At 68.6% G+C, this 23,193-nt stretch carries 19 protein-coding genes and 1 pseudogene; 10 read left to right on the top strand and 10 right to left on the bottom strand.

Annotated elements, in window-relative coordinates:
• Nucleotides 1-3: 3 nt before the first annotated feature.
• Complete coding sequence (locus tag ACFXOM_RS22585; RefSeq protein WP_385038983.1) at nt 4-747, top strand: DUF3159 domain-containing protein; 744 nt, start codon at nt 4-6, stop codon at nt 745-747.
• Nucleotides 748-1,112: 365 nt separating this feature from the next.
• On the opposite strand, the gene ACFXOM_RS22580 is transcribed toward ACFXOM_RS22585, so the two are convergent.
• Together ACFXOM_RS22580 and ACFXOM_RS22575 are read right to left on the bottom strand one after the other, a co-directional pair.
• The gene (locus tag ACFXOM_RS22580) at nt 1,113-1,793 is read right to left on the bottom strand and encodes a potassium channel family protein (RefSeq protein WP_384938443.1); all 681 of its coding nucleotides are present in this window, start codon (nt 1,791-1,793) and stop codon (nt 1,113-1,115) included.
• Nucleotides 1,793-2,461: a potassium channel family protein gene (locus tag ACFXOM_RS22575; protein ID WP_384938445.1), complete on the bottom strand. Its 669-nt coding sequence runs from the start codon at nt 2,459-2,461 to the stop codon at nt 1,793-1,795. The genes ACFXOM_RS22580 and ACFXOM_RS22575 overlap by 1 nt, the downstream gene beginning before the upstream one ends.
• Nucleotides 2,462-2,748: 287 nt before the next feature.
• On the opposite strand from ACFXOM_RS22575, the gene ACFXOM_RS22570 reads away from it, so the two are divergent.
• Nucleotides 2,749-4,797 carry an APC family permease gene (locus tag ACFXOM_RS22570; RefSeq protein WP_384938447.1) on the top strand — a complete coding sequence of 683 codons (2,049 nt, stop codon included), beginning with the start codon at nt 2,749-2,751 and terminating at the stop codon, nt 4,795-4,797.
• 87 nt (nt 4,798-4,884) lie between these two features.
• The gene (locus ACFXOM_RS22565; RefSeq protein WP_384944179.1) at nt 4,885-6,213 is read left to right on the top strand and encodes a class I SAM-dependent RNA methyltransferase; all 1,329 of its coding nucleotides are present in this window, start codon (nt 4,885-4,887) and stop codon (nt 6,211-6,213) included.
• Nucleotides 6,214-6,920: 707 nt separating this feature from the next.
• Here ACFXOM_RS22565 and ACFXOM_RS22560 read toward each other — a convergent pair.
• Entirely contained in the window at nt 6,921-7,496 is a 576-nt protein-coding gene (locus tag ACFXOM_RS22560; protein ID WP_384943283.1) for a LuxR C-terminal-related transcriptional regulator, read from the bottom strand.
• Nucleotides 7,497-8,239: 743 nt separating this feature from the next.
• Between ACFXOM_RS22560 and ACFXOM_RS22555 the strand changes: the two genes are divergently transcribed.
• Nucleotides 8,240-8,707: a hypothetical protein gene (locus ACFXOM_RS22555; RefSeq protein WP_385038980.1), complete on the top strand. Its 468-nt coding sequence runs from the start codon at nt 8,240-8,242 to the stop codon at nt 8,705-8,707.
• 40 nt (nt 8,708-8,747) lie between these two features.
• Here ACFXOM_RS22555 and ACFXOM_RS22550 read toward each other — a convergent pair whose 3' ends face one another.
• From ACFXOM_RS22550 to ACFXOM_RS22540, 3 genes are all read right to left on the bottom strand, one after another.
• A complete protein-coding gene (locus ACFXOM_RS22550; protein ID WP_385038978.1) occupies nt 8,748-10,775 on the bottom strand; it encodes a HelD family protein in 2,028 nt (675 codons plus the stop codon).
• A 469-nt stretch (nt 10,776-11,244) separates the two neighbouring features.
• Nucleotides 11,245-12,822 carry an MFS transporter gene (locus tag ACFXOM_RS22545; RefSeq protein WP_384944176.1) on the bottom strand — a complete coding sequence of 526 codons (1,578 nt, stop codon included), beginning with the start codon at nt 12,820-12,822 and terminating at the stop codon, nt 11,245-11,247.
• A gap of 785 nt (nt 12,823-13,607) precedes the next feature.
• Nucleotides 13,608-16,643, bottom strand: a complete 3,036-nt coding sequence (locus tag ACFXOM_RS22540) for a type I polyketide synthase (RefSeq protein WP_385039050.1) — start codon at nt 16,641-16,643, stop codon at nt 13,608-13,610.
• Nucleotides 16,644-16,932: 289 nt separating this feature from the next.
• On the opposite strand from ACFXOM_RS22540, the gene ACFXOM_RS22535 reads away from it, so the two are divergent.
• Entirely contained in the window at nt 16,933-17,103 is a 171-nt protein-coding gene (locus ACFXOM_RS22535) for a hypothetical protein (protein WP_384944174.1), read from the top strand.
• Here ACFXOM_RS22535 and ACFXOM_RS22530 read toward each other — a convergent pair.
• From ACFXOM_RS22530 to ACFXOM_RS22520, 3 genes are all read right to left on the bottom strand, one after another.
• Nucleotides 17,091-17,300, bottom strand: a complete 210-nt coding sequence (locus ACFXOM_RS22530) for a carboxymuconolactone decarboxylase family protein (RefSeq protein ID WP_384944172.1) — start codon at nt 17,298-17,300, stop codon at nt 17,091-17,093. The two genes, ACFXOM_RS22535 and ACFXOM_RS22530, sit on opposite strands and share 13 nt — an antisense overlap.
• A gap of 201 nt (nt 17,301-17,501) precedes the next feature.
• Complete coding sequence (locus ACFXOM_RS22525) at nt 17,502-17,900, bottom strand: DUF302 domain-containing protein (protein ID WP_384940003.1); 399 nt, start codon at nt 17,898-17,900, stop codon at nt 17,502-17,504.
• Nucleotides 17,901-18,087: 187 nt separating this feature from the next.
• Nucleotides 18,088-18,459 (bottom strand): thioredoxin family protein, encoded by a 372-nt coding sequence (locus ACFXOM_RS22520; protein ID WP_384940001.1) that lies wholly within the window; start codon nt 18,457-18,459, stop codon nt 18,088-18,090.
• Nucleotides 18,460-18,649: 190 nt separating this feature from the next.
• On the opposite strand from ACFXOM_RS22520, the gene ACFXOM_RS22515 reads away from it, so the two are divergent.
• The 5 genes from ACFXOM_RS22515 to ACFXOM_RS22495 all read left to right on the top strand — a co-directional run bounded on the left by ACFXOM_RS22515 (nt 18,650) and on the right by ACFXOM_RS22495 (nt 22,436).
• On the top strand, nt 18,650-18,976 hold the full coding sequence (locus tag ACFXOM_RS22515; RefSeq protein ID WP_384939999.1) for a rhodanese-like domain-containing protein: 327 nt from the start codon (nt 18,650-18,652) through the stop codon (nt 18,974-18,976).
• A 101-nt stretch (nt 18,977-19,077) separates the two neighbouring features.
• Entirely contained in the window at nt 19,078-20,466 is a 1,389-nt protein-coding gene (locus ACFXOM_RS22510; protein WP_384939998.1) for a rhodanese-like domain-containing protein, read from the top strand.
• 170 nt (nt 20,467-20,636) lie between these two features.
• Nucleotides 20,637-21,221: a rhodanese-like domain-containing protein gene (locus ACFXOM_RS22505; RefSeq protein ID WP_384939996.1), complete on the top strand. Its 585-nt coding sequence runs from the start codon at nt 20,637-20,639 to the stop codon at nt 21,219-21,221.
• Entirely contained in the window at nt 21,218-22,114 is an 897-nt protein-coding gene (locus ACFXOM_RS22500; protein WP_384939994.1) for a sulfite exporter TauE/SafE family protein, read from the top strand. Before ACFXOM_RS22505 ends, ACFXOM_RS22500 begins: the two co-directional genes overlap by 4 nt.
• Before the next feature lie 55 nt (nt 22,115-22,169).
• Nucleotides 22,170-22,436 carry a metal-sensitive transcriptional regulator gene (locus tag ACFXOM_RS22495; protein WP_384939992.1) on the top strand — a complete coding sequence of 89 codons (267 nt, stop codon included), beginning with the start codon at nt 22,170-22,172 and terminating at the stop codon, nt 22,434-22,436.
• Between the two features lie 185 nt (nt 22,437-22,621).
• Here the strand turns inward: ACFXOM_RS22495 and ACFXOM_RS22490 are convergent.
• Nucleotides 22,622-23,104, bottom strand: a pseudogene (locus ACFXOM_RS22490) (carboxymuconolactone decarboxylase family protein); the annotation flags it as partial.
• Nucleotides 23,105-23,193 lie beyond the last annotated feature (89 nt).

The following is a 23,193-nucleotide window of genomic DNA, read 5'->3' as shown; positions in this document are numbered from 1 at the left end:
CCGGTGACGTCTCTCGACAAGCCGACCGCACAGGAACGGGACCCCGATGGTCCGGCCACCACGCCGCAGGCCATCACCGAGGCAGCCCTGTTCGAGGCCTTCGGCGGAGTCCGGGGCATGGTGGAGACGGTCCTTCCCGGACTGCTCTTCGTCACGATCTTCACGATCAACAAGGACCTGCACATCTCGGCGATCGCGGCCCTCGCGGTGTCGCTGCTGCTGGTCGCCGTCCGATTGATCCGCCGCGACACGGTCAAGCACGCCTTCAGCGGCGTCTTCGGCGTGGCCTTCGGCGTGGTCTTCGCGATGATGACCGGCAACGCCAAGGACTTCTACCTGCCGGGCATGCTGTACACGCTGGGCCTGGCACTCGCGTACATCATCACGACCCTGGCCGGAGCGCCGCTGATCGGCCTGATCCTGGGTCCGGTGTTCAAGGAGAACCTCTCCTGGCGCACGCGCAACCCCGGCCGCAAGAAGGCCTATGCCAAGGCCAGCTGGGCGTGGGGGCTGATCCTGCTCGCCAAGTGCGCGATCCTCTTCCCGCTCTACTGGTGGGCCGACACCACCCAGCTCGGTTGGGTGCTCGTCGCCCTCAAGATCCCGCCGTTCCTCCTCGCTGTCTACCTGACCTGGGTCTTCCTCGCGAAGGCTCCGCCGCCGATCGACGTCTTCGCGGAGATGGAGGAGCAGAAACGCGCCGAGAAGGAACGTGAAGCCGCTGCCGCGCAGGAACGCGAGGGCTGAGGCGTACCGCTGTGCACCCAGCAGGCCCGGGACCGGTTCGACGGGGTCCCGGGCCTTGCCGTCCGTGTGCGCCCGGGCTGTGCGATGCGCGCCGCTTCGTCCCGGCGTGCGACCGGCCACCGCTGCGTCCCACGCGTCGTCTGCGCCCTTGGACCGGACCGGACCGGCCGTCGACACGCGTCGCGCGATGCAGGGCACCTTCCGCGTCCCGCCCGGGTCCAGATGCTGACGGAGGTCGCCCGGGCTGGGCGCTTGGGTCGCCTGGGCCAGGCGCTTGCCGAACCCGGGTGCGAGCGCCTGGCCCCCGCACACCGGAGGGCCCGGGGAACGCAGCAGGCCCCCGGGCCCGTCACCGGCGTGCACCGTCAGCCGGCCGCCGTGTCCTCACGACGTACCGACAGCAGTTCCTCCAACTGCTCCTCGCGCGCCTGGGCCGCCACGAACAGGAGCTCGTCGCCGGGCTCCAAGGTCTCCTCACCGTGCGGAGTGAGGACCCGCGGGCCCCGGATGATCGTCACCAGCGACGTGTCCTCGGGCCACGCCACGTCCCCGATCTGGGTACCGGCGAGCGCCGACTCCGGGGGCAGGGTCAGCTCGACCAGGTTGGCGTCACCGTGGCTGAACCGCAGCAGTCGTACCAGGTCGCCGACGCTCACCGCCTCCTCGACCAGTGCCGACATCAGACGTGGCGTGGACACCGCTACGTCGACGCCCCACGCCTCGTTGAAGAGCCACTCGTTCTTGGGGTTGTTGACCCGGGCCACCACGCGCGGCACACCGTACTCGGTCTTCGCGAGCAGTGACACGACCAGATTGACCTTGTCGTCACCGGTCGCCGCGATCACGACGTTGCACCGCTGCAGAGCGGCCTCGTCCAGTGACGTGATCTCGCAGGCATCGGCCAGCAGCCACTCCGCCTGCGGCACCCGCTCCACCGAGATGGCCGTGGGAGCCTTGTCGATCAGCAGCACCTCGTGCCCGTTCTCCAGGAGCTCTCCCGCGATGGAACGACCCACCGCGCCGGCCCCGGCAATCGCGACCCGCATCAGTGACCACCCTCCTCGGGACCCTGGGCGAACGCCGCCTCGACCTTCTCGATCTCGTCGGTCCGCATCATCACGTGGACCAGGTCGCCTTCCTGAAGCACCGTCTGCGAAGTCGGCAGCACCGCTTCTCCCAGCCGCGTGAGGAACGCGACACGCACGCCGGTCTCCTCCTGCAGCTTGCTGATCTTGTGGCCGATCCAGGCCGGCGAGGTGTGGACCTCGGCGAGCTGCACGCCGCCGCTCGGGTCCCGCCACAGCGGCTCGGCGCCCGAAGGCAGCAGCCGACGCAACATCTGGTCCGCGGTCCAGCGGACGGTGGCGACGGTCGGGATGCCCAGTCGCTGGTAGACCTCGGCACGCCGCGGGTCGTAGATCCGCGCGGCGACGTTCTCGATGCCGAACATCTCGCGGGCCACCCGCGCGGCGATGATGTTCGAGTTGTCCCCGCTGCTCACCGCGGCGAACGCCCCGGCTTCCTCGATGCCCGCCTCGCGCAGGGTGTCCTGGTCGAAGCCGACCCCGGTGACGCGGCGGCCGCCGAATCCCGAGCCCAGACGACGGAAGGCGGTCGGGTCCTGGTCGACGACGGCGACCGTGTGCCCCTGCTGTTCCAGGGTCTGCGCGAGCGCCGCTCCCACACGGCCACAGCCCATGATGACGATGTGCACTTATCTACCCCGCAGTCCTGGTCATCCCGGTGACCTGTGCAAACACCCTGCTCACTCTTCTTTCTCGGCTCTGCTGGGCAACGACGAAGCAGCCGCGTGCGGTGCTGCCCCTGACGAGCTTATGCCGCGGTGCCCTCCGCGCCCTCATCCGCGGTGCCGATCCTGGACCGTGGCCGCGTCGCCCTCCGTGGGCGCGGAACGGCGCAGCGTCGCGTGGAGGGGCCTTTCCCCGCCGGACGGGGGCGGCGGGTGGGCGTCGTTCAGATGGAACCCTTACGATCCTCTGCGTGTCCAAACTGACCGACATTCCCAAACGGATCCTGATCGGTAGGGCGCTGCGCAGCGACAGGCTCGGAGAAACGCTCCTCCCTAAGCGCATCGCACTCCCCGTCTTCGCCTCCGATCCGCTGTCCTCGGTGGCCTACGCCCCGGGCGAAGTCCTGCTGGTCCTCTCCATCGCGGGCGTGTCGGCGTACCACTTCAGCCCGTGGATCGCGGTCGCCGTCGTGGTCCTGATGTTCACGGTCGTCGCGTCGTACCGGCAGAACGTCCACGCCTACCCCAGCGGCGGCGGCGACTACGAGGTGGCCAACACCAACCTGGGGCCGAAGGCCGGTCTCACCGTGGCGAGCGCGCTGCTGGTCGACTACGTCCTCACCGTCGCCGTGTCGATCTCCTCCGGCGTGGAGAACCTGGGCTCCGCGATCCCGTTCGTCGTGGAGCACAAGGTGTTCTGCGCCATCGGCATCATCGTGCTGCTGACGCTCATGAACCTGCGCGGGGTGAAGGAGTCGGGCAAGCTCTTCGCCATCCCGACCTACGTCTTCGTCGCTGGTGTCTTCATCATGATCGCCTGGGGTGCATTCCGGGGCCTCGTCCTCGGCGACAGCATGCGTGCGCCGACCGCCGACTTCGAGATCGAGCCCGAGGCCCAGGGACTCGCCGGTTTCGCCTTGATCTTCCTGCTGCTGCGCGCCTTTTCCTCCGGCTGTGCCGCACTGACCGGTGTCGAGGCCATCAGCAACGGCGTCCCCGCGTTCCGCAAGCCCAAGAGCAAGAACGCCGCCACCACGCTGCTGCTCATGGGTGCCCTCGCCGTCACCATGTTCTGCGGGATCATCGGCCTCGCCATGGCCACCGACGTCAGGATGGCCGAGAACCCCGCCCACGACCTGCTCAGCAACGGCACGCCCGTCGGTTCCGGATACGTCCAGGACCCGGTGATCTCACAGGTGGCGGCGGCCGTCTTCGGCGACGGCACGTTCTTCTTCGTGCTGCTCGCCGCAGCCACCGCCCTGGTCCTCTTCCTGGCCGCGAACACCGCGTACAACGGCTTCCCGCTGCTCGGTTCGATCCTCGCCCAGGACCGCTACCTGCCGCGCCAACTGCACACCCGCGGCGACCGGCTGGCCTTCTCCAACGGCATCGTGCTGCTCGCCGGAGCGGCCGTGCTGTTGGTGTGGATCTACGGGGCGGACTCCACGCGGCTCATCCAGCTCTACATCGTCGGCGTGTTCGTCTCCTTCACGCTCAGCCAGACCGGCATGGTCCGGCACTGGAACCGCCACCTCAGGACGGAGCGCGACCCGGCCAAGCGGCGCCACATGATCCGTTCGCGTGCGATCAACGCCTTCGGCGCGTTCTTCACCGGCCTGGTGCTCACGGTCGTCCTGGCCACCAAGTTCACCCACGGCGCCTGGGTCGCCCTGCTGGGCATGGTGATCTTCTACGGAACGATGACGGCCATCCGCAAGCACTACGACCGGGTCGCGGAGGAGATCGCCGCCCCAGACGAGCCGAGCGACGACACCGTGCGGCCGTCCCGGGTCCACTCGATCGTGCTGGTCTCCAAGGTGCACCGCCCGACGCTGCGTGCCGTTGCCTACGCCAAGCTGATGCGCTCCGACAAGCTGGAGGCCGTCAGCATCAACGTCGACCCGGCGGAGACCAAGGCCCTCCAGGAGGAGTGGGACCGTCGCGGCATCAACGTGCCGCTGAAGATCCTGGACTCCCCCTATCGAGAGATCACCCGGCCGATCATCGAGTACGTGAAGGGCCTGCGGCGGGAGAGCCCGCGCGACGCGGTCAGCGTCATCATCCCCGAGTACGTGGTCGGCCACTGGTACGAGCACCTGCTGCACAACCAGAGCGCCCTGCGACTCAAGGGGCGGCTGCTGTTCACCCCGGGCATCATGGTGACCTCCGTGCCGTATCAGCTGCAGTCCTCCGAACTGGCGAAGAAGCGGGCCAAGAAGCGCCAGGACTGGAACGCGCCGGGTTCGGTGCGCCGCGGCCCCGTGAGCGAACGACCCAAGGAGCCCAGCAGCAGGGGCTGAGGCGCTCCGGCCGGCACGTAGACTGGGGGGCTGTCGTCCGCAACGGGCGGCAGCCCCCTCTCACGTATCCCTGGAGCCGTCCCCGCCATGCAGAACGCACCTGAGTCCTCACTCGTCGGGGAGGAGTACGAGGTCGAGGTCGGCCCCGTCGCACACGGCGGCCACTGCATCGCGCGCACCGACGCGGGCCGTGTCCTGTTCGTCCGGCACGCGCTGCCCGGGGAGAAGATCGTCGCCCGGGTCACGGAGGGCGAGGAGGGCTCCCGTTACCTCCGGGCGGATGCAGTGCGGATCCTGCAGGCGTCCAAGGACCGGATCGAGGCGCCGTGCCCGTACGCCGGGCCCGGCAAGTGCGGTGGCTGTGACTGGCAGCATGCCAAGCCGGGTGCCCAACGACGGCTCAAGGGCGAGGTGATCGCGGAGCAGCTGAAGCGCCTCGCGGGCCTCTCCCCGGAAGAGGCCGGCTGGGACGGCACGGTGATGCCCGCGGAAGGCGACAAGCTGCCCGCCGGCGAGGTGCCGGCCTGGCGCACCCGCGTCCAGTACGCCGTCGACGCCTCCGGGCGGGCGGGCCTGCGGCGCCACCGCTCGCACGAGGTCGAGCCGGTCGAGCACTGCATGATCGCGGCGCCTGAGGTGACCGAACTGGGAATTGAGAAGCGCAGCTGGGAGGGCATGGCCTCGATCGAGGCCATCGCCGCCACCGGCTCGTCCGACCACCAGGTGATCCTCACCCCGCGCCCCGGGGCCCGGCTGCCGATCGTGGAGCTGGACAAGCCGGTCTCGGTGCTCCGCGTCCACGAGAAGGACGGCAGCATCCATCGCGTCCACGGGCGTCCCTTCGTCCGCGAACGCGCCGACGACCGCACCTACCGCGTCGGCATGGGCGGCTTCTGGCAGGTCCACCCCAAGGCCGCGCAGACCCTCGTCGCGGCGGTGATGCAGGGGTTGATGCCGCGCAAGGGGGACACGGCCCTCGACCTCTACTGCGGCGTCGGCCTGTTCGCGGGGGCCATCGCCCAGCGCGTCGGGGAGAAGGGCGCGGTGCTCGGCATCGAGTCGGGCAAGCGGGCCGTCGAGGACGCCCGGCACAACCTCCAGGACCTGCCGCGCGTCCGGATCGAACACGGCAAGGTCGAGTCGGTCCTGCCCCGCACCGGCATCACCGAGGCGGACCTCGTGGTCCTGGACCCTCCGCGCGCGGGCGTGGGCCGGGCCACCGTCGAGTACGTTTCGGGCCTCGGGGCCCGGCGCATCGCCTACGTCGCCTGCGATCCGGCGGCGCTGGCCCGGGACGTGGCGTACTTCGGGGACAACGGCTACCGGGTACGGACGCTGCGGGCGTTCGACCTGTTCCCGATGACGCACCACGTGGAGTGTGTCGCGATCCTCGAGCCTGCCGAAAAGGGCCGCTGACCTGCGATTCTGTGATGTTCGTCATCCGCTTCACCTGTTTCCGCCAGTCCAACAGGTGAAGCGCCAGGCTGGTCGGCCACACGAACCTGACCTGCGGTTTCATCGGGGGCCGACGACGACGGCGCAAGCCGTGGCTGCACGTCCCGCAGGTTCTTGACGCTCGTGTGACGCTCGTTCTGAGAGACCATCACATTGGGCGAGCGGGGTTCGACGTCGTTGTGTGGGTCGGCGAATGCCGTCAATTACCGCGGCCGTCCTCACTCTGGAGCGGCAATGCTGAAACAGCTCAGTCGTGCTTGCTCCTGGTAAATTCAACCAAAGGGAAGTCAACTGCGGCAGCAGGTCGACAAGTTGGCCGAGATCGGAAGAGCAGTTGGAGCGCGGGCGAGATCAGTAGCGAAGCGTTAAGTATTGATTCGAGGTGTTCGCTGCAACCCGGGTACGGTCGACGCGGAAGGGGAACAAGGTGCCTGACCTCAGGAGGCCTATTCCCAACCGGAATCGATAGTCCCAGGGGAGATTCGGGACTGCAATTCACGGACTCAAGGGCTGGGGCATTCGCGAATACCCCAGCCCTCTGGAGCCTGTTCGTCAAGCAGCGGCAGGCCGCGACTGAGAGAGGACAGCCTGCCTCATGGCGGCCTATCAAGAAGTCATTTCTGGACTAGCCGTGTCGACGGACAGAACTTCGCTAGTCGGTTGACTTCTCACATAGCGAGGAGTCCCGACTCCATGGCCCGAACAACCGCAAGAGTCCGATTTGGGCAGTTGAGCTTGGCCAAAATGATTCCGACCGTGCGCTTGGCTCCATGTTCGGAGATACTCAGCGATCGAGCGACTTGTCGGTTGCTTAGCCCCTCGGCAATCAGGCGCAGCACCTGGTGTTCACGTGCCGACAGTGAAATCATCGACGCGCGCTTCGAGGTGGTGTCATCACCGGCCTGGTCGGATGCCGTCACGGACCGTCGTGCCAGAGTCGCCGACACGTGCAATCGTCCGGCCTTCACGTCGGCGATCGCTTCGCGCAGGGACTCGGGGCAGAGATCTGCCCAGTGCAGAAAACCGTTTGCATGATCGGCCCAGGATTGCTCAACAACGTCCGCTGAATCCATCAGGATCAGTACACGCGTTTTCTGGATGCGCAGCTTTTCAGCGATCTCGCCAGGTACGGACCCCAAAGCATTGCTGTCTGAGATGACCAGCCAACCGTTGCAGAACGTCGAAAGCTCTTCGGCGTCCGTGACGGATTGAACTGTCAACTGGATGCCGAGCGAACGAAGCATTCCCTCGATACTGTATCGACGAATGTCATCTTCGACTATCAGTGCTATCCCAGCCTGCGACAGGGATCGTCCAGCCCTCAGGGAAGCTCGTCCGCCAGATATGTCAGGCGTCAAGTCGCCTATCCGACTACTATAGTTTTCGTGATCTTCGCTGCTCGAAACCGGCTGCCAGGTTAACCCGTTCTTCACGCTGCCCATATCAGCGATCCCCCGTTACTCATATCAGTGCCCCCCGTTTCCTTGCATTAAAATCTGGAAGGTTCACCCCCCTGATAGATGAGCATGGCACGGAGTGACGGGAACTGTCGACAAGGCATCTCTGGAAAAAAATTTCAAGTAAAAACTTCACACAGGCCCGCGGAACTGTTTGCCGCGTTCGATGGCTCCGACCTGATCGCGTATGCCGGGTTCATCCCGACGATCCGGTTGGCCGAGCCGTGCACGGGGATGGTGACCGGGGCGGACAGTATCGACGACCTGGACGCGCTACGCCACGATGGCCTGTCATGTCTGTCCGGCGGCCTGCGCGTGGGCCGTCGCATGGATGGGTTCCGACGGCCATCAGCCCGCATTGCTGCTGGCGCTGACGTCGTATCAGCGGACGGAAGGGTTCCGAAGGCAGACGACTATCCGGAGACGGTGGTCGACCTCGTCCGCCGTACAGTCGAGCTTCCGGAGGGCACACTCCTGGCGTACGCGACGGGCCGTACCGCTGATCGGCGGGTACAGAGGTTCGCCGACGAGTGGGGACGAAGGGCCAGCAGGCCCGGGCCCGGCAGGCCGCGGAGGCGACGATCCGTAAGGAGGCCGTGGCGAAGAACCGGCTTGCCGGTCTGATCGATATGGCGCTGGAGAAGCTGGAACATGAGTGCTGCCCAGCCGGAGGGGTCGTTACGGCTGCCGGCCGATCGCGACAGCGACGGCACGACGCCGTGCAACTGGTCCAAGCAGGGCGCCGCTTCGGTCCGCCCTCGGGCAACGACCCGAGCTTGACGATCCGTTCGGCCGCGACGCGCGCATCACCTTCGTCAAGGGCACCAGTGTGGGCCTGTACGAGGCGGCCAGGCACATCCGCGGGGCGTCCGGGCGGTGAGTACAGCACGCACGGACTCTGCATCGAACCCGACTTGTACGACCCGAAGCTCGACGTCGACTTCACCCTGCTGCGCGAAGGGGATCTGAACGTCGTCGGCTTGGACCAGGCCGCGTGATGCCGGCGGCGCCCGCGGTGACGACGCGGGCGCCGAGTCGTCAGGCGGGCTGGACGGTGATGGTGCAGAGGCGCTTGGTGGCCCGGGTCAGGGCTACGTACAAGTCCCGTTCCCCACCGGGGCGGGCCGTGATGATTTCCTCGGGGTTCACGACGACGACGCCGTCGAACTCCAGGCCGCGTGCTTCGGACGCCGGCACGATGCGTGCCTGGCGAGCGACGCCCTGGGCCGTCAGCTCGCTCACCCTGGTGTCCGCGCAGATCACACCCAGAAGTTCGCCCGGGTGCGCGGTGCTCTGGGCGCGGAGCTCCTGGACGACGGCGGCGACCAATCCGTCCGGAGGTGTGGTCACGGTGCGAGGGCTCTCACCGCTTCGCAGCGACCGTGTGGGCTTCTGGTCCGGAGCGATCCGCGTGAGCAGGTCCCGGACGCTCTCCAGGATCTCCTGCGTGGTGCGGTAACTAACGGTCAGGTTGTGCAGTTTGAACCGCGGTCCGACGTGAGGGCTCAGTGCCTCCTTCCAGTCGCATGCCGTCGCGACCGGGCCTGCCTGGGCGAAGTCACCCACCAGCGTCATCGCCCTTGCCGGACAGCGGCGGACGATCATCCGCCACTGCATGGCGGTCAGCTCCTGCGCCTCGTCGACGACGACGTGCCCGTACGTCCGCTCGGGGGGGCCGTCGACCAGGTTCGCCGCCTCGTCCAGCAACGGCACATCGGCATCGGTCCACGGGTCGTCCGGACCGCGCAGCAGCAGGGACCGCTCCTGCGCGGTCAGGCGGGGCAGGCGCTCGGCGAGAGCCTCGGCGTCCGTCAGGAGTGCCTTCACGAGGTCACCGGGTACCAGCCGCGGCCACAGCACCTCGACCGCTCGGTCGGCGCCGGCGTCGTCGAGGAGATCGGCCCGGATGGCGTCCAGGTCCAGCTCGTGGACCGGTCCCGGGGCGGCCGCACCTTCGGCACGGCGCTGGGCGACTCCCGTGAAACGGTCGAGGTTCAGGCCCGTCATCCTTTCGGCATCGGCGTCGATCTGCTCCAGGAGGTCGCCCATGTCCCGTTGCATCGCGTCGGTGACGGCGTCGACCAAGAGCTCTTTGAACACCTGGCGCGCGGGGTTGTGCCCCGATACGGCCGCCAAGGCGGCATCGCGCGCCGTGGCGACCTCCTCGCCGGAAAGCTGAACCCGTTCCTTTCCGACCCGCACGGTGAAGTCACCGGCGGGGGCTTGGTGGACGCGCAGCAGGCCGGCCAGGGCGTCGGCGAGGTCGGACCTTCCCTTGAGGCGCGCGGTGTCGAACGGGCCCACCGTGTCCGTGGATACTCCGGCCAGTTCCTGACAGGTCGTCAGAACGACGTCGTTCTCGCCGAGCGAGGGAAGGACCTGGGAGATGTAGTCGAGGAAGCGGGCGTTCGGGCCCACCACCAGGACACCCTCCTCCGTGGCGCGCGGGAACGCGTACAGGACATAGGCCGCCCGGTGCAGGGCGACCACCGTCTTGCCGGTGCCGGGGCCGCCCTGCACCACGGTCACTCCGCGGTGGGCGGAGCGGACGATCTCGTCCTGCTCGGCCTGCAGGGTCGCGACGGCCGCGTGCATCCTGCCCGTACGCCGCGCCGACAGAGCGTCGGCCAACGGGCCGTCCCCCACGACGTCCTCGTCGGTCGGGGCGGTCCCGTCCAGCAGTTCGTCGCTCACCGAGACGACCGTGCGCTCCTCGAGGCGCAGGTGCCGACGCCGCCGCAGGTCCATCGGGTGGACCGGTGTCGCCTCGTAGAAGGGCCGCGCCGCGTTCGCGCGCCAGTCCACGAGCAGCGGCAGGTCGTCCTCCTCCGTGTGCAGTCCGATCCGCCCGATGCGCAGGGCCGTGCCGTCCGTCCAGTCGATGCGCCCGAAGACCAGCCCCTTTTCGGCGCCCTCCAGCCGGCCTATTTCCTTGGTCAGACGCTCGACGGAGGTTTCCCTCTCGTATGCCTCGGCGGCGCTGTCCGTCGTGGCCTTCAGCGCACTCGCCCGGTGCACTCGAGCCTCGGAAAGCCGCTCAGTGAGCAACGCGTACAAGGAGGACACATAATCTTGCTCCGATTCAACCTCACGCACAGCGGGATCATTCATTTCCGACAACAAGGCGCTCCTTCGATGCGAGGCATACGGTCAAAGCCTCCTACAGGAAGGGCCTTGACTTATTTGGTGAAATCTGTCGCTGCTTCGACATGTCGCTCATTGGGCTCCCGATGCCCGCATGCCGGTGGTCGAGCCAGCCCTTGGCTGCCGCAATGTTCTGCCGAGCTCGGGAAAAGGGGAAGGTTCGGCGGCGCTGAGCTCCACGTTCCCGGTTGGCCAAGCACGGCGCTCGGCCCCCCGGGAACGTCGGATCGAACCCGGTATGCGCGACCAGTCATCGGAAACCAACGAGCGCGGCAGACAGTTCCACGGGCCCGGGCGAGCTCTCACCTAAGAGTTACCTTGCCGATCGAGCGTGGTGGAAGCGTGGAAACTCCCAGCGCCGTCTCTCTCTTCCCTGGGCGCCGACGGCCCCTCACGCGGCGGAGCGGGGCTCGGCGCTGCGGGCCTCTTCGTACTCCGGCTCCGGTGCCGGGCTCTTCTCCTTCCCGGTAGCGGGCAGGGCAAGGAGCAGCACGGCTGCCGCGAAGAGTGCGATGAGCATGATCCAGACCGCACCGACGTGCATGGAGTGGATAAACGCATGATCGGCAGCCTGTGTAAGAGTGGGCTGGTCGAGGGTGGCGGCGACATGCCGAGCCTGTTCCGCGGAAACCCGGGCGCTGTCCCGCAGCGACTCAGGGACATCGCTCAGCGAGGGTTCGATAGCGCCTCGATACGCGACCGACATGATCGTGCCGCCCACCGCGATCCCGATCACACTGCCGACCTGCCGCGCCGTGTTGGTGACGGCCGACCCGGCACCAGACCGTTCCAGCGGCAGGCTGCTGATCAGTGCTCCGGTCACCGGGGCCATCACCATGCCGACGGAAAGGCCCTGCACCAGTAGCAGGATCTCGATCCAGACGAGTGAGGTGTGCAGACCGAGGAGTCCGACCGCGCCGAAGCTGAACGCCGCCACCGTGAGCGCCGGCACCGCGACGGGGCGCAGCGACCATCGGCTGACCAGACGTGCGCCCAGGGGCGCACCTACAACAGCGCCGGCCGCGGTCGGAACGTTGGCCAAGCCGGCCTTCATCGGCGAGTAGCCCAATGCGCCCTGCATGTAGAACGCGTTGTAGAACGTGATGGCGGCCACGGAGAAGAGCAGCAACGCCATGGCCGCGTTGCCACCGCCGAACATGCGCTGCGCAAGCATCCGGGGATCGAAACTCGACACCTTGACGCGCAGTTCGACGAGCACGAATGCGGCCAGCAGGACAAGTCCGGCCGCGATCGGCGCCCAGACGTCCCCACGGTTCCAGGCATCTACCTGCCCCGCGCGGATCAGGCCGTAGGTCAAGGCCGCGAGTCCGCTGATCGACAGCAAGATCCCGGCCGGGTCCAGCGGCCGCACAGTAGGGCTGCGGAAGTTGGGGACCAGCCGGACGATCCCGGCCAACGCCAGCACGATGATGGGGACGTTGACGAGGAAGACCGAACCCCACCAGAAATGGCTGAGCAGAAGTCCTGCCAGCACGGGGCCCGCCGCCATGCCGACACCGGTGGATGTCGAAGAGATGGCGATCGCGGTCGCCCGCGCAGGACCGGTGAAGGTCCACAGCAGGATGGCGAAGTTGGCAGGCATGATCAGTGCGGCGCCGACTCCCATCGCGGCCCGGGCTGCAATCAGCTGGCCCGCGTCGCCTGCGTACGCGGCCCAGATCGAGGCACCGAGAAAGACCACCAAGCCGACCGCGAGCACATTCCGGTGGCCGAAGCTGTCGCCCAGTGCGCCGGCGGTGAACATCAATGTCGCGAAGACCAGGGTGTACGCGCCTGTGGCCCATTGCAGTTCGGCCGGGCTGGCGCCCAGTCCGCGGACCGGGTCGGCAAGGGTCTCCAGGGTGATACTGAGAACGGTGTTGTCCAGCCAAATCAGCAGCGAACACACCATGAGAACGGCAAGGACTAACCGCTGCCTGGACTTCGGCAACGCTGGGGGCGCAGTCATGGCCACCTTCGAATATCGATCGGCGAGAGCGTGAACGACGGGACTATAGGCAAACCCCACAACGCTGTCAATCTTAGAATTTCTCTACAAAGCCATTGCGAGCAAGCGAACCGTATGCCTCCGCTGGATTTGCGAATTGATTATTTTTGTGCCCCCGGTAGATTTCCGAGTCGAAGGTTTCGCTCCGGGGAGGGGTTGCGATTGAGTGGATTCCGTGCCTTCACCTGAGTTGTCGCACCGCGCTCTGCGCCCCCTATGGCGACGTGCCTGACCATCGAGCACCACCTGCTTCGGCGGGGGCGTGGATGGTCCACCAGCCGCGCAGCCACCGCCAACGACTGCGCGCTCAAGGCGTGCTTGGTGTCAGCGAAGCACCGAGCCAGGCCCCTACGAACTCCCACCTGCGCCAGTGCGCCCTGTTGAAAGGCGAGTTCAGCGCACGACTTGTTGGTCTGCGGGTCGTGGAGGTGCGGCTCGTCCACCCCTGTCGTCAGCCTGCCCGCCACCAGACGCCGCGGGACACCGCCGAAGAAGCGGTACGCATCCGCGTGCACTGCGGTCCAGGCGTGCCGGCCCGGGAACCAGCTCTTGTCGGCCACGGCGCATGTTCTTTTGGCCATCTGGTGTGTCCGTCGGACTCTCGGAGCCGTCGAGGGACCTCGACGGCTCCGAGAGGCCAGGACCTCCAAGTCGGGTACCGGCACGCCCGTGGGGACCCCGGCCGTTCACGAGAACGAGCCGAGAATCTTGCCAACAACCCGAAAAGGCGACTGACGGTGAGGACATCACCGGCTGCTGAGCGAATCGAGCCAGCGCCGGAGGTGTGCGGCGGTCTCTGCCGCCCGTTCCTCGATGATCGAGAAGTGATCTGCCTCGATGTACTCGGCCGGTCCACGGTGTTGCCAGTCGGGGACGGGGTCGACGTCCCCGAAGCTGCTCAGTGTCACGGTGGCCCGCAGATCCAGCGTCGGCGCGGCGATCGACCCGGCCTCGCGCTCGGGGTATATCCGCACGTAGCCGCCCATGGAAACCAGGCCGTGGTCGTCGACAGGGGTCAGCGCGTTGTCCCGGGACAGGATCTGCCCCAGCGCGTCGGTGAGCACGAGGCGATTGAGTTCGTGCTCTTCCGGAGAGTAGGTGTCGATCATCGCGACGCCCGCGAGCTCGCAGCCGTCGTCTTCGATCCGCCGGGCAACCGCATGGGCGAGCGCGCCACCGGCCGAATAGCCGATGAGCGCAACCGGGCCTCGCTCGAGTTCCCTCGCGACGGCCGTGGCGAAGCTCTCGATCGCCGCCGCCCATGTCGCCGGCAGGTCGTCGCCCGCGCGCATGCCGGGCAGCCGCAACGCGCTGACCTGCCGCTCGCCGCCCAGTTCGCGAGCCAGGCGGGCGAACTGGTGCGGGCCCGATCCCGCCAGGAACGAGGGGATGCACACCAGTGCCGGTGCCGCGGCGCCGCGCGCCAGGAGCTGCGCATCCGGGCGGTGTTCGGCGGCCTCGCCGACGGAGTACGTGGTCATCAGGGCCGAGCTCGCGGTCAGCAGGGGCATCGCCCCTTCCAGCTGACCGCGGCGATGCGCCGCCGACACCAGGTCGGTGATCGTGCCGCGCACGCCAGCCGGTGCCTGCTCGACCACGCCGGTGTCGGATTCCTCGATCAGCGATCGCACTAGTTTCGCCACGTCGGCGGCGGTCGGGTGGTCGAAGATCAGCGTCGACGGCAGCGTCAGCCCGATCAGCTGGGCGAGCCGGTTCCGGAATTCGACGGCACCGAGGGAGTCGAAACCGAGCTCGGTGAACGGCGCGTCCGGGTCGATCGCGTCGCCGGACAGGTGGCCGAGGACCGCCGAGGCGACGTTGCGCACCTCCTGCAGGATCACACCGTCGCGGTCGGCGTCGGGCAGTGCGGCCAGCTGCCGCGTCAGGCCGACACCGGCACTCGCGGTGGCCGGGGGAACCCGGATCATGCCGCGCAGTACCGCGGGCAGTGTGCCGGCACGCACCAGGTCGGTGAGCGCTGCCGTGTCCAGCAGGGCCGTCGTCGGTGTCGCCCGATCGGTCGCGAGCGCGTTGTCGAACAGCGCCATCCCGGACTCCGGGTCGATCGGGATCAGGCCCAGCCTGGCCCGGATCTGGCGGACGTACTGCTCGGCGCCGTCCCCGCCGAGCATCCCTGCCATGCCGACGGTCCACAGCCCCCAGGCCAGTGAGTGCGCGGGCAGGCCCGCGCTGCGCCGCAGGCGTGCCAGCGCGTCCATCGCCGCGTTCGCGGCGGCGTAGTTGCCCTGTCCTTGTCCGCCGAGCAACGGCGCCGCGGAAGAGAACAGCATGAACGCCGACAGATTCAGGTCGCGGGTCAATTCGTGCAGGTGCAGTGCCGCATCGGCCTTCGGTGCCAGCACCCGTGTCGTCTGCGCGGCGGTGAGGGTGTCGAGCGTGCCGTCGTCCAGGACGCCCGCCGCATGGATGACTGCGGTCAGCGGGGCGTCGGTGTCGATGTCGGCCAACAGGGATCGGACGGCGGCGCGTTCGGTGACGTCGCAGGCCACGACCCGGACGTGGGCGCCGAGGTCGGTCAGCTCCGCGATCAGTTCGGCGGTGCCGTCCGCGGCGGCACCGCGCCGCGATGCCAGCAGCAGCCGTCGCGCGCCGTGCGCTGTGACCAGATGCCGGGCGACGATCGCACCGATGCCGCCGGTGCCGCCGGTGATGAGCACCGTGCCGTGGTCGAACGACGGTGGCACACCCGGTTCGGTGGCGGGTAGCTGCTGCAATCGCGGTGCCAGGAGCCGACCCTCGCGAACGGCCAGGTGCGGCTCGTCCTGGGCCAGGGCGTTGGCGAGCGACGTGATCGGCAGGGCATCGCCGTCGTGGTCGATGAGCAGGAACCGGCCCGGGTGCTCGGACTGTGCGCTGCGCACCAGGCCCGCCACGGCGGCTCCGACCAGATCGGGTTCCTCGCCGGGCAGTCCGGCGGCCGTGCGCGTCACGATCGCGAGCCGGCCGGGGTGTTCGGCGGCCGTCCAGCCCTGCAACAGTGCGAGCGTCGTCAGCACGCCAGCGTGTATGTCCGACGCGCCGGTACCGTTTCCGCGGGGCGCCGACCAGACCACCGTGTCAGGAACATCCTGCAGCACGGCTAGTTCCGCGAGATCGGCACAGCATGTCGGGGGCTCAGGGGCCTCGACGGCCGCCGGCTCGCCGAGCACGACGATGCGCCCGGTGTCCGCCTTGGAGACGGCAGGCACGGCGACCCACTCGAGGTCGAACAACGGCGCCGCGCCGCGCAGCCGGGCCAGCGCCCGCCCCACGATCGGGCGGGACCGCACCGACTCCATGCTCAGCACGAGGGCGCCGGTCGCGTCGACCGCCTCCACGCAGAAGGTGTCCGGTGCGGTGCGGGCGATGCGGGCGCGCAGGGCACCCACGCCGGACTGTGCCAGCTGGACACCGTCGAAGGCGAAAGGCAGCGGCACCCGGCCGTCGGCCCCGCCCTCGGCGAGATGGCCGACAGCCGCGTGAAACACCGCGTCCAGCAGTGCCGGATGCAGTCCGAAGGCGGTGGCGCGCGCTGCGGTGTCGGTGTCGAGCGCCAGGTCGGCGAAGACTTCCTCCCCACGCGACCACGCGGCGCGCACACCCCGGAAAACCGGGCCGTACGCGAGGCCGAGGTCGCCGAGCGCGCGGTACACCTGCTGCCCGTCGACCGCATCGCCCGCAACCGGAGGCCACACCCGAGACCAGTCCGGCGCCGCGGTCGGCGCGGCGGGCCCGTTCACCGACCCCGACCCGGGTCGGTGGGTGGAGGCCGCGCTGTCCATCCCGGCCACCGGATCCGACGCACCTCCCAGCACCTCCCGGCCCATCGAGAAGGGCCGCTGACCTGCTGCTTCTCCGAGTGTGCGGTAGGGGTGTCACGTGCGTGAGATGCCATAACTCGACGCATGTTTGACGCACGTGACGCACGTGACGCACGTTTGACGCGCGGACCGCGCGGTTTCTGATGGGTCGTCGTGTGGGATTGGCGACTGCCGGGCGTGTGCTCAGAGGGTCGAGGCGTTCCACGCGGGCTGCCTCCCAGTCGATCCACGCTTCGGCTTCGGTCCTGGTGTGGCCCGGGGGCATGGCCTCGACCCGGGTGCGTACGGCGCTCACGTACTCCGTCAGTCCCAGGACAACCTCGCCACAGCCCGGTGCCTGACCGCCGGGGAGGGGGCCTTCCCGCAGCGGGTCGTGCAGACCCTGCTCGTCGGTCGTTTCCTCGCGGACTACTGGGCGTGATGGGCGATGCCGTAGTCGCACTCCCTGCTCACCGCGATGGCCAGCGTGATGAGCTGCTTGGTCCTGGCGTCCGGCGCACCGGATCCCAACACGCTGTCGTGAAGCTGTTTGCAGCCCTCGTACACCTGCGGGACAGTGCGCCGCAGCTCGCGTGCGGGCGCCCGCAGTACGTCCCGTACCTGGGTGCCGTACGACACGATGAGTCTCCCTTTTGATGGCCGTCGGCATGTTGCGGATACGGTTCCCCCGTCGAGCCGACGGCCGGTCCGTGCCTCCATCGTCGTGCCGCATTCCGCCGGGAGCCGGTTCGACGCGGCCCCAGGGACAGCTCGTCGGGGCGCACCAAGCGGCGGCCTCGGGTGCGGCCGGTGGTCAGCCCTGCGCGGCATCCTCAAGGCTCACGTACCGCCTTCTGCGACGGTGGCGAGTGCGGCGTCGAGGCGGCGCGCCGCCTCGTCCGCGACCGGAGCCATGGCGTCGACGCCGGTGAGAGTGACCATGGTCGCGGGGTCGATCGCCTGCACGATCACCTGATCGCCGTCGGCGCGGACCACGACGTTGCAGGGGAGCAGCAGCCCGATCGATCGGTCGGCGTCCAGTGCCCGACGGGCGAGTTGGGGGTTGCACGCTCCGAGGATCAGGTAGGGCTCCATGTCGTGGCCGAGTTTTGCCTCGAGCGTGGCCTGGACGTCGATCTCGGTCAGGATGCCGAAGCCCTGGTCGGCGAGGGCGCGCCGGACGGTCTCCACCGTCTCTTGGAAGGTTTTGGCGACCTTGACGGTGCGGTCGTGGTGCATGTCCTCACCTCACTCTTCGGACGGCGGCCGCCTCGGTGTGCGGCCGACCCGGTCGTCGGGCTGCTGTTCGCGGCCCAGGATCGGGCCGCGAACAGCATGATGTCCTGACGCGTCGCCGGAGGCGGACGACAGGCACTGGAAGACCGTTCGGTCCTTCGGTCTGACGTTGTGCTGACGCTCCGGCCCATCAGGTTCGCTCGGCCGTGGGAGTGACGGCCTGCCGGTGGACCTCTTCCATGTCGGTGGACCGGATCCTGGTGATCAGTTCCTCCAGGGACTGTGGCGGCAGTGCGCCGGGCTGTGCGTAGAGCACGGTCCGGTCGCGGACGGCCATCAGGGTGGGGATGGAGGAGATGCGGAAGGCGCCGGCGAGCTCCGGCTGCGCCTCGGTGTCGACCTTGCCGAAGACGATGTCCGGGTGGCGCTCGGCCGCCCGCTCGTAGACGGGGCCGAACATGCGGCAGGGGCCGCACCATCCGGCCCAGAAGTCGATCAGCACGATCTCCGAGCCCGTGACGGTCTCCTCGAAGTTTTCCTTGGTCAGCTCGACGGTCGGCATGGGTTCCACTCTCCTCTCGTATACCCGGTGGGGTATATGGGAGCTTCAACCGGCGTGAGGGCGGGTTTGTTCCACGCTCCCGTGACCGATCGACTCTCAAATACCTGGGGGGGTATTTGACAGCGTTGGCGGGAGGTGCTTATCGTCGAAGCTGTAATACCCAGGGGGGTATCTGGAGGGAATCTCGCCCATGGCTCGTGAAGTCGACCTGGAGACCTGTGCCGCGGCCTGGGGTGTCGGCGTCGTGGTTCTCGACGTGCGGGAACCGGCGGAATGCCGGCCGGCCCACGTGTCTGGTGTGCACCCGGCCCCGCTGTCAACCCTGGCCGCCGCACTGCCCCGCGTACCGAAGGGGCGAACGGTGTCTGTGATCTGTGCGAGCGGCAACCGCGGTCAGTGGGCCGCGGACCGTCTCGCCGATGCCGGGACGGACGCCCTTTCCGTAGCCGGCGGGACCCGGGGCTGGGTCGGCACGAGCCGCCCGGCCGTGACGGGGCCCGCCTCCGGCTCGGTCTGATCCTTCCCCGACTCACGCGCCCGCCCCCCAGGGAGCGGGCCACCCTTTGACCTCTCAGATACCCCCAGGGGTATTTAAGTCATCGCTTACGGAGGTTTCCCGTGTTCTTCGCCCAGTACTACCTCGACTGCCTCTCCCAGGCGTCGTACATGATCGCCGACGAGACCACCAGAAACGCGGTTGTCGTCGACCCCCGCCGGGACGTCTCGGAGTACCTGGCGGACGCCGAGGCCCACGGCTTCACCGTGGTCGGCGTCATCAACACCCACTTCCACGCGGACTTCGTTGCCGGGCACCTTGAGATGGCGGCCGAGACGGGTGCCTGGATCGGCTACGGACGCCACGCCGGGACCGAGTACCCCATCCGCAAGCTCGCCGACGGCGAGACCATCAGTCTCGGTGACGTCACTCTGGAGATCATGGAGACGCCCGGTCACACCCCGGAGTCGATCAGTGTGCTGGTCTACGAGCACGGCGAGGACCGCGTGCCGTACGGCGTGCTCACCGGCGACGCGCTCTTCGTCGGCGACGTGGGCCGCCCCGACCTGCTCGCCTCCATCGGTGTCACCGCCGACGAGCTCGGCGCCATGCTCCACGACAGCGTGCAGAACAAGCTGATGGCTCTGCCGGACGAGGTGCGGGTCTTCCCCGCGCACGGCGCAGGATCCGCCTGCGGCAAGAACCTCTCGACCGAGAAGCAGTCCACCATCGGCGAGCAGAGGGCCACCAACTACGCCTGCGCGCCCATGTCGAAGGACGACTTCGTGGCCCTCGTGACCGCCGGCCAGTCCGCTGCTCCCGGCTACTTCGTCTACGACGCGATCCTCAACCGCAGTGAGCGCCCGCTGTTCGACCCGGCCGCCGCACCGAGGCCGCTGAGCGTCGAGGACTTCACCGCCCTCCGCGCCTCCGGCGCCGTGGTCGTCGACGCCCGTGATCCGCAGGAGTTCGCCGCCGGACATCTGCTCGGCTCGGTGAACGTGCCGGCCGACGGCCGCTTCGCCGAGCAGGCCGGCACCGTCCTGCCCGCCGACGCGGAGCTGCTGGTCGTCGCTCCGGAGGACCGAGAGGAGGAGATCGTCACGCGCCTGGCCCGGATCGGCTTCGACCGTGTGGCCGGCTACCTGCGCTCCCCGGGCGAGGCCCTGACCGCCCTGGCCGAGGGGGTCGCTCCGGCCAGTCGTCTGACCGCCGCGCAGGTCCGTGCCGCCCTGTCGGGCGACAACCCGCCGGTCGTCATCGATGTCCGCAACTGCGGCGAGCGCGGAGACAGCGGCTTCATCGACGGAGCCCTGCACATCGCGCTCGGCGAGCTGCCCCGCCGCCTGGACGAGATCCCGCGCGACCGCTCCCTGGTCCTGCACTGCGCCGGCGGCCACCGTTCCTCGATCGCCGCGAGCATGCTGCGCCATCACGGCTTCACCGATGTCTCGGACATCCTCGGCGGCTACACCGCCTGGGCGCTACTGAGTACCCCTGCGGCCGTCTGACCGGCTGCCGCCACCCCCACAGACCGGTCCTTCAGGGTCGGGACGAACCGCCGGTGCCCCTGCGGGGAGACCCTCTGGCCCTCCTCGCGCGGGCACCGGCTCGACCTCGACCCCAGGTATACCCCACCCCGTATTTGCGTACGGAATCATCTCACCACGACGGAGTTTTCATGAAGACCGACGCCTTCCGTATCACCGGCCTCACCCCCGCCGCCCTCCAGCAGCTGATGAAGGACGGACGCGGACCGCGTCTGCTGGACGTGCGCACGCCGGGCGAGTTCCGGACGGTCCACATTCCCGGCGCCTACAACGTCCCGCTGGACACCTTGCGTGAGCACCGGGCCGAACTCCTGACCCACCTCGACCAGGACGTCGTCCTCGTCTGTCGTTCCGGTGCCCGCGCCGCCCAGGCAGAGCAGGCCCTCGCCGAGGCCGGTCTGCCCAACCTGCGCGTCCTGGACGGCGGCATGATGGCCTGGGAGGCCGCCGGCGCTCTGGTCAACCGGGGCGAGGCGCGCTGGGATCTGGAGCGTCAGGTCCGCCTGGTCGCCGGATCGGTCGTGCTGGTCACCGGCGTCCTGGGCGTGTTCGTGCCCGGGGCGCACCTGATCGGCACCGCCATCGGCGCCGGGCTGACCTTCGCCGCGCTCAGCAACACCTGTGCCATGGGCATGATGCTGTCCAAGCTGCCCTACAACCGCGGCCCTCGCACCGACATCCGTACGGTCATCGCCTCCCTGCGGGACCGCTCGTGATCACGCTCGTCCTCGTAGGGTCCGTACTGATCGGCGTCAGCCTGGGCATCCTGGGCGGCGGCGGTTCCATCCTGACCGTGCCGATCCTGGTCTACCTGGCAGGCCAGGACACCAAGGAGGCCATCGCCACCTCCCTGTTCGTGGTCGGCGTCACCAGCCTGGTCGGACTGATCCCGCACGCCCGGGCGGGCCGGGTGCGCTGGCGCACCGGCCTGATCTTCGGCGCGGTCAGCATGGTCGGCGCCTACGGCGGCGGACGCCTCGCCGAGTACATCCCCGGCACCGTCCTGCTCGTCGCCTTCGCGCTGATGATGCTCGCCACCGCCGCCGCCATGCTCCGCAAGTCCCGCAAGGCGAAAGCGGCCAGCCCCGCCCACACCGAACTCCCCGTCAAGCACGTGATCGTCGAGGGTCTCGTCGTCGGCGCGGTCACCGGCCTGGTCGGCTCCGGTGGCGGCTTCCTCGTCGTCCCCGCCCTCGCCCTGCTCGGAGGGCTGCCCATGAGCGTCGCCGTCGGCACGTCGCTGCTGGTCATCGCGATGAAGTCCTTCTCGGGGCTCGCCGGCCACCTCTCCGGCGTGACGATCGACTGGAACGTCGCGTTGATGGTGACCGGCGCGGCCGTCGTCGGCAGCCTGATCGGCAGCCGCTTCGCGGGACGCATCCCCCAGGACGCCCTGCGCAAGGCCTTCGGCTGGTTCGTGGTCGTCATGGGCGTCTTCGTCCTCGGCCAGCAACTGCCGCACGCCGTCTGGGCCAGCCCGCTCACCTGGGCCGGCATCGGCTTGGCGGCAGCGATTGCCGCGACCTGGGTCACAGCGCGGGTGCGTCGCCCGCGGCCCGCCGCGGAAGCGCCCCGGGTAGGCTCCCGGGAATCGGCCGCACAGCCCTAGTGTTATACCCCAAGGGGTATTCTTGAGTCGATGGTCGGTGAGAAGGAGGAACCCGGTGAGGGTGGAAGAAGAGGCAGCGACCGCGGTCCTCAACCGGCTGCGGCGCGCTCAAGGGCAGCTCGCGGGCGTCATCGCCATGATCGAGGCCGGCCGCGACTGCAAGGATGTCGTCACGCAGCTCGCCGCCGTCTCCCGCGCCCTCGACCGGGCGGGCTTCAAGATCGTCGCGAGCGGTATGCGCCAGTGTCTCGCCGAGAGCGAGGAAGGCGCACCCCCCATGACCGAGCAGGAACTGGAGAAGCTCTTCCTCACGCTCGCGTGAGACGCGACGGTGGTCGGCGGGCATCTGCCGGCCGCCGTCGTTTCACGCCGCGGGCGGACGCGTGGGTGCTCAGCTTCCGCCGGTTTCGGTCATCAGTTCCCTACGGAGACCGAACCAACAACTGGCTTGCCCGAGCGTCATCACAAAGGCCGGTGCAGTGAGGGGCGATCGGGCATTCTGCAGTGTCAGATGATCCCGGTAGGGTCCTCGCGACGGTGTGGTGAGTCCGTGCTGGAGGAAATGTGGCGCGACGAATGCGGGACGAGGGTTCCGGATAGAGCAGGAGTAGGGGCGCCACACCTCTCCACGTACGTCCGATCAATGAGATGGTCGACGCATTGCGCGACCAGGACGGGCGTGGCTGGATGCCGCACGTCACCCCCTGGCGCAAGGGAGTGGAGGCCCGGGCCCTGTCGATCCTGCGGGACCCGGGCCCCCGGACGCAGGAGGGGGTCGGTTCCGGATTCTGTGCATGGAGCCTGGAAGGCGCGGAAGGCGCGGAAGGCGGCGAAGGCGCGCGGGCCGTACACCGTGCCCGGCCCACCGTTCATCAAGATGGCGACCCCTATCGCCTCAGCTGCCTCCTGCTCCGCAGCGCCGTGCCGAACAGCGGGCCGGGCGTGATGGGCCGTGCAGCCGTCGCAGTGCTTGTCCACCGCGATGGCCGGCGCGACGAGTTCGTGATTTCCTCATGTGGTCTGTCAAACCGCTCTCGCGGCTTGACAGACCACATTGAAGGGACTGCCTGCAGGGTCAG

Source organism: Streptomyces sp. NPDC059169 (assembly GCF_042755225.1).
GTDB lineage: Bacteria > Actinomycetota > Actinomycetes > Streptomycetales > Streptomycetaceae > Streptomyces.
This window is presented reverse-complemented; position numbering and strand designations above follow the sequence as displayed.

Bases quoted from the DNA above. Each gene is read 5' to 3' on its own strand.
- ACFXOM_RS22565 (WP_384944179.1), top strand. From the start codon at position 4,885: ATGCAGAACGCACCTGAGTCCTCACTCGTCGGGGAGGAGTACGAGGTC.
- ACFXOM_RS22560 (WP_384943283.1), bottom strand. From the start codon at position 7,496: ATGCTTCGTTCGCTCGGCATCCAGTTGACAGTTCAATCCGTCACGGAC.
- ACFXOM_RS22515 (WP_384939999.1), top strand. From the start codon at position 18,650: ATGGCTCGTGAAGTCGACCTGGAGACCTGTGCCGCGGCCTGGGGTGTC.
- ACFXOM_RS22525 (WP_384940003.1), bottom strand. From the start codon at position 17,900: ATGCACCACGACCGCACCGTCAAGGTCGCCAAAACCTTCCAAGAGACG.
- ACFXOM_RS22520 (WP_384940001.1), bottom strand. From the start codon at position 18,459: ATGCCGACCGTCGAGCTGACCAAGGAAAACTTCGAGGAGACCGTCACG.
- ACFXOM_RS22540 (WP_385039050.1), bottom strand. From the start codon at position 16,643: ATGGACAGCGCGGCCTCCACCCACCGACCCGGGTCGGGGTCGGTGAAC.
- ACFXOM_RS22580 (WP_384938443.1), bottom strand. From the start codon at position 1,793: ATGCGGGTCGCGATTGCCGGGGCCGGCGCGGTGGGTCGTTCCATCGCG.
- ACFXOM_RS22505 (WP_384939996.1), top strand. From the start codon at position 20,637: ATGAAGACCGACGCCTTCCGTATCACCGGCCTCACCCCCGCCGCCCTC.
- ACFXOM_RS22545 (WP_384944176.1), bottom strand. From the start codon at position 12,822: ATGACTGCGCCCCCAGCGTTGCCGAAGTCCAGGCAGCGGTTAGTCCTT.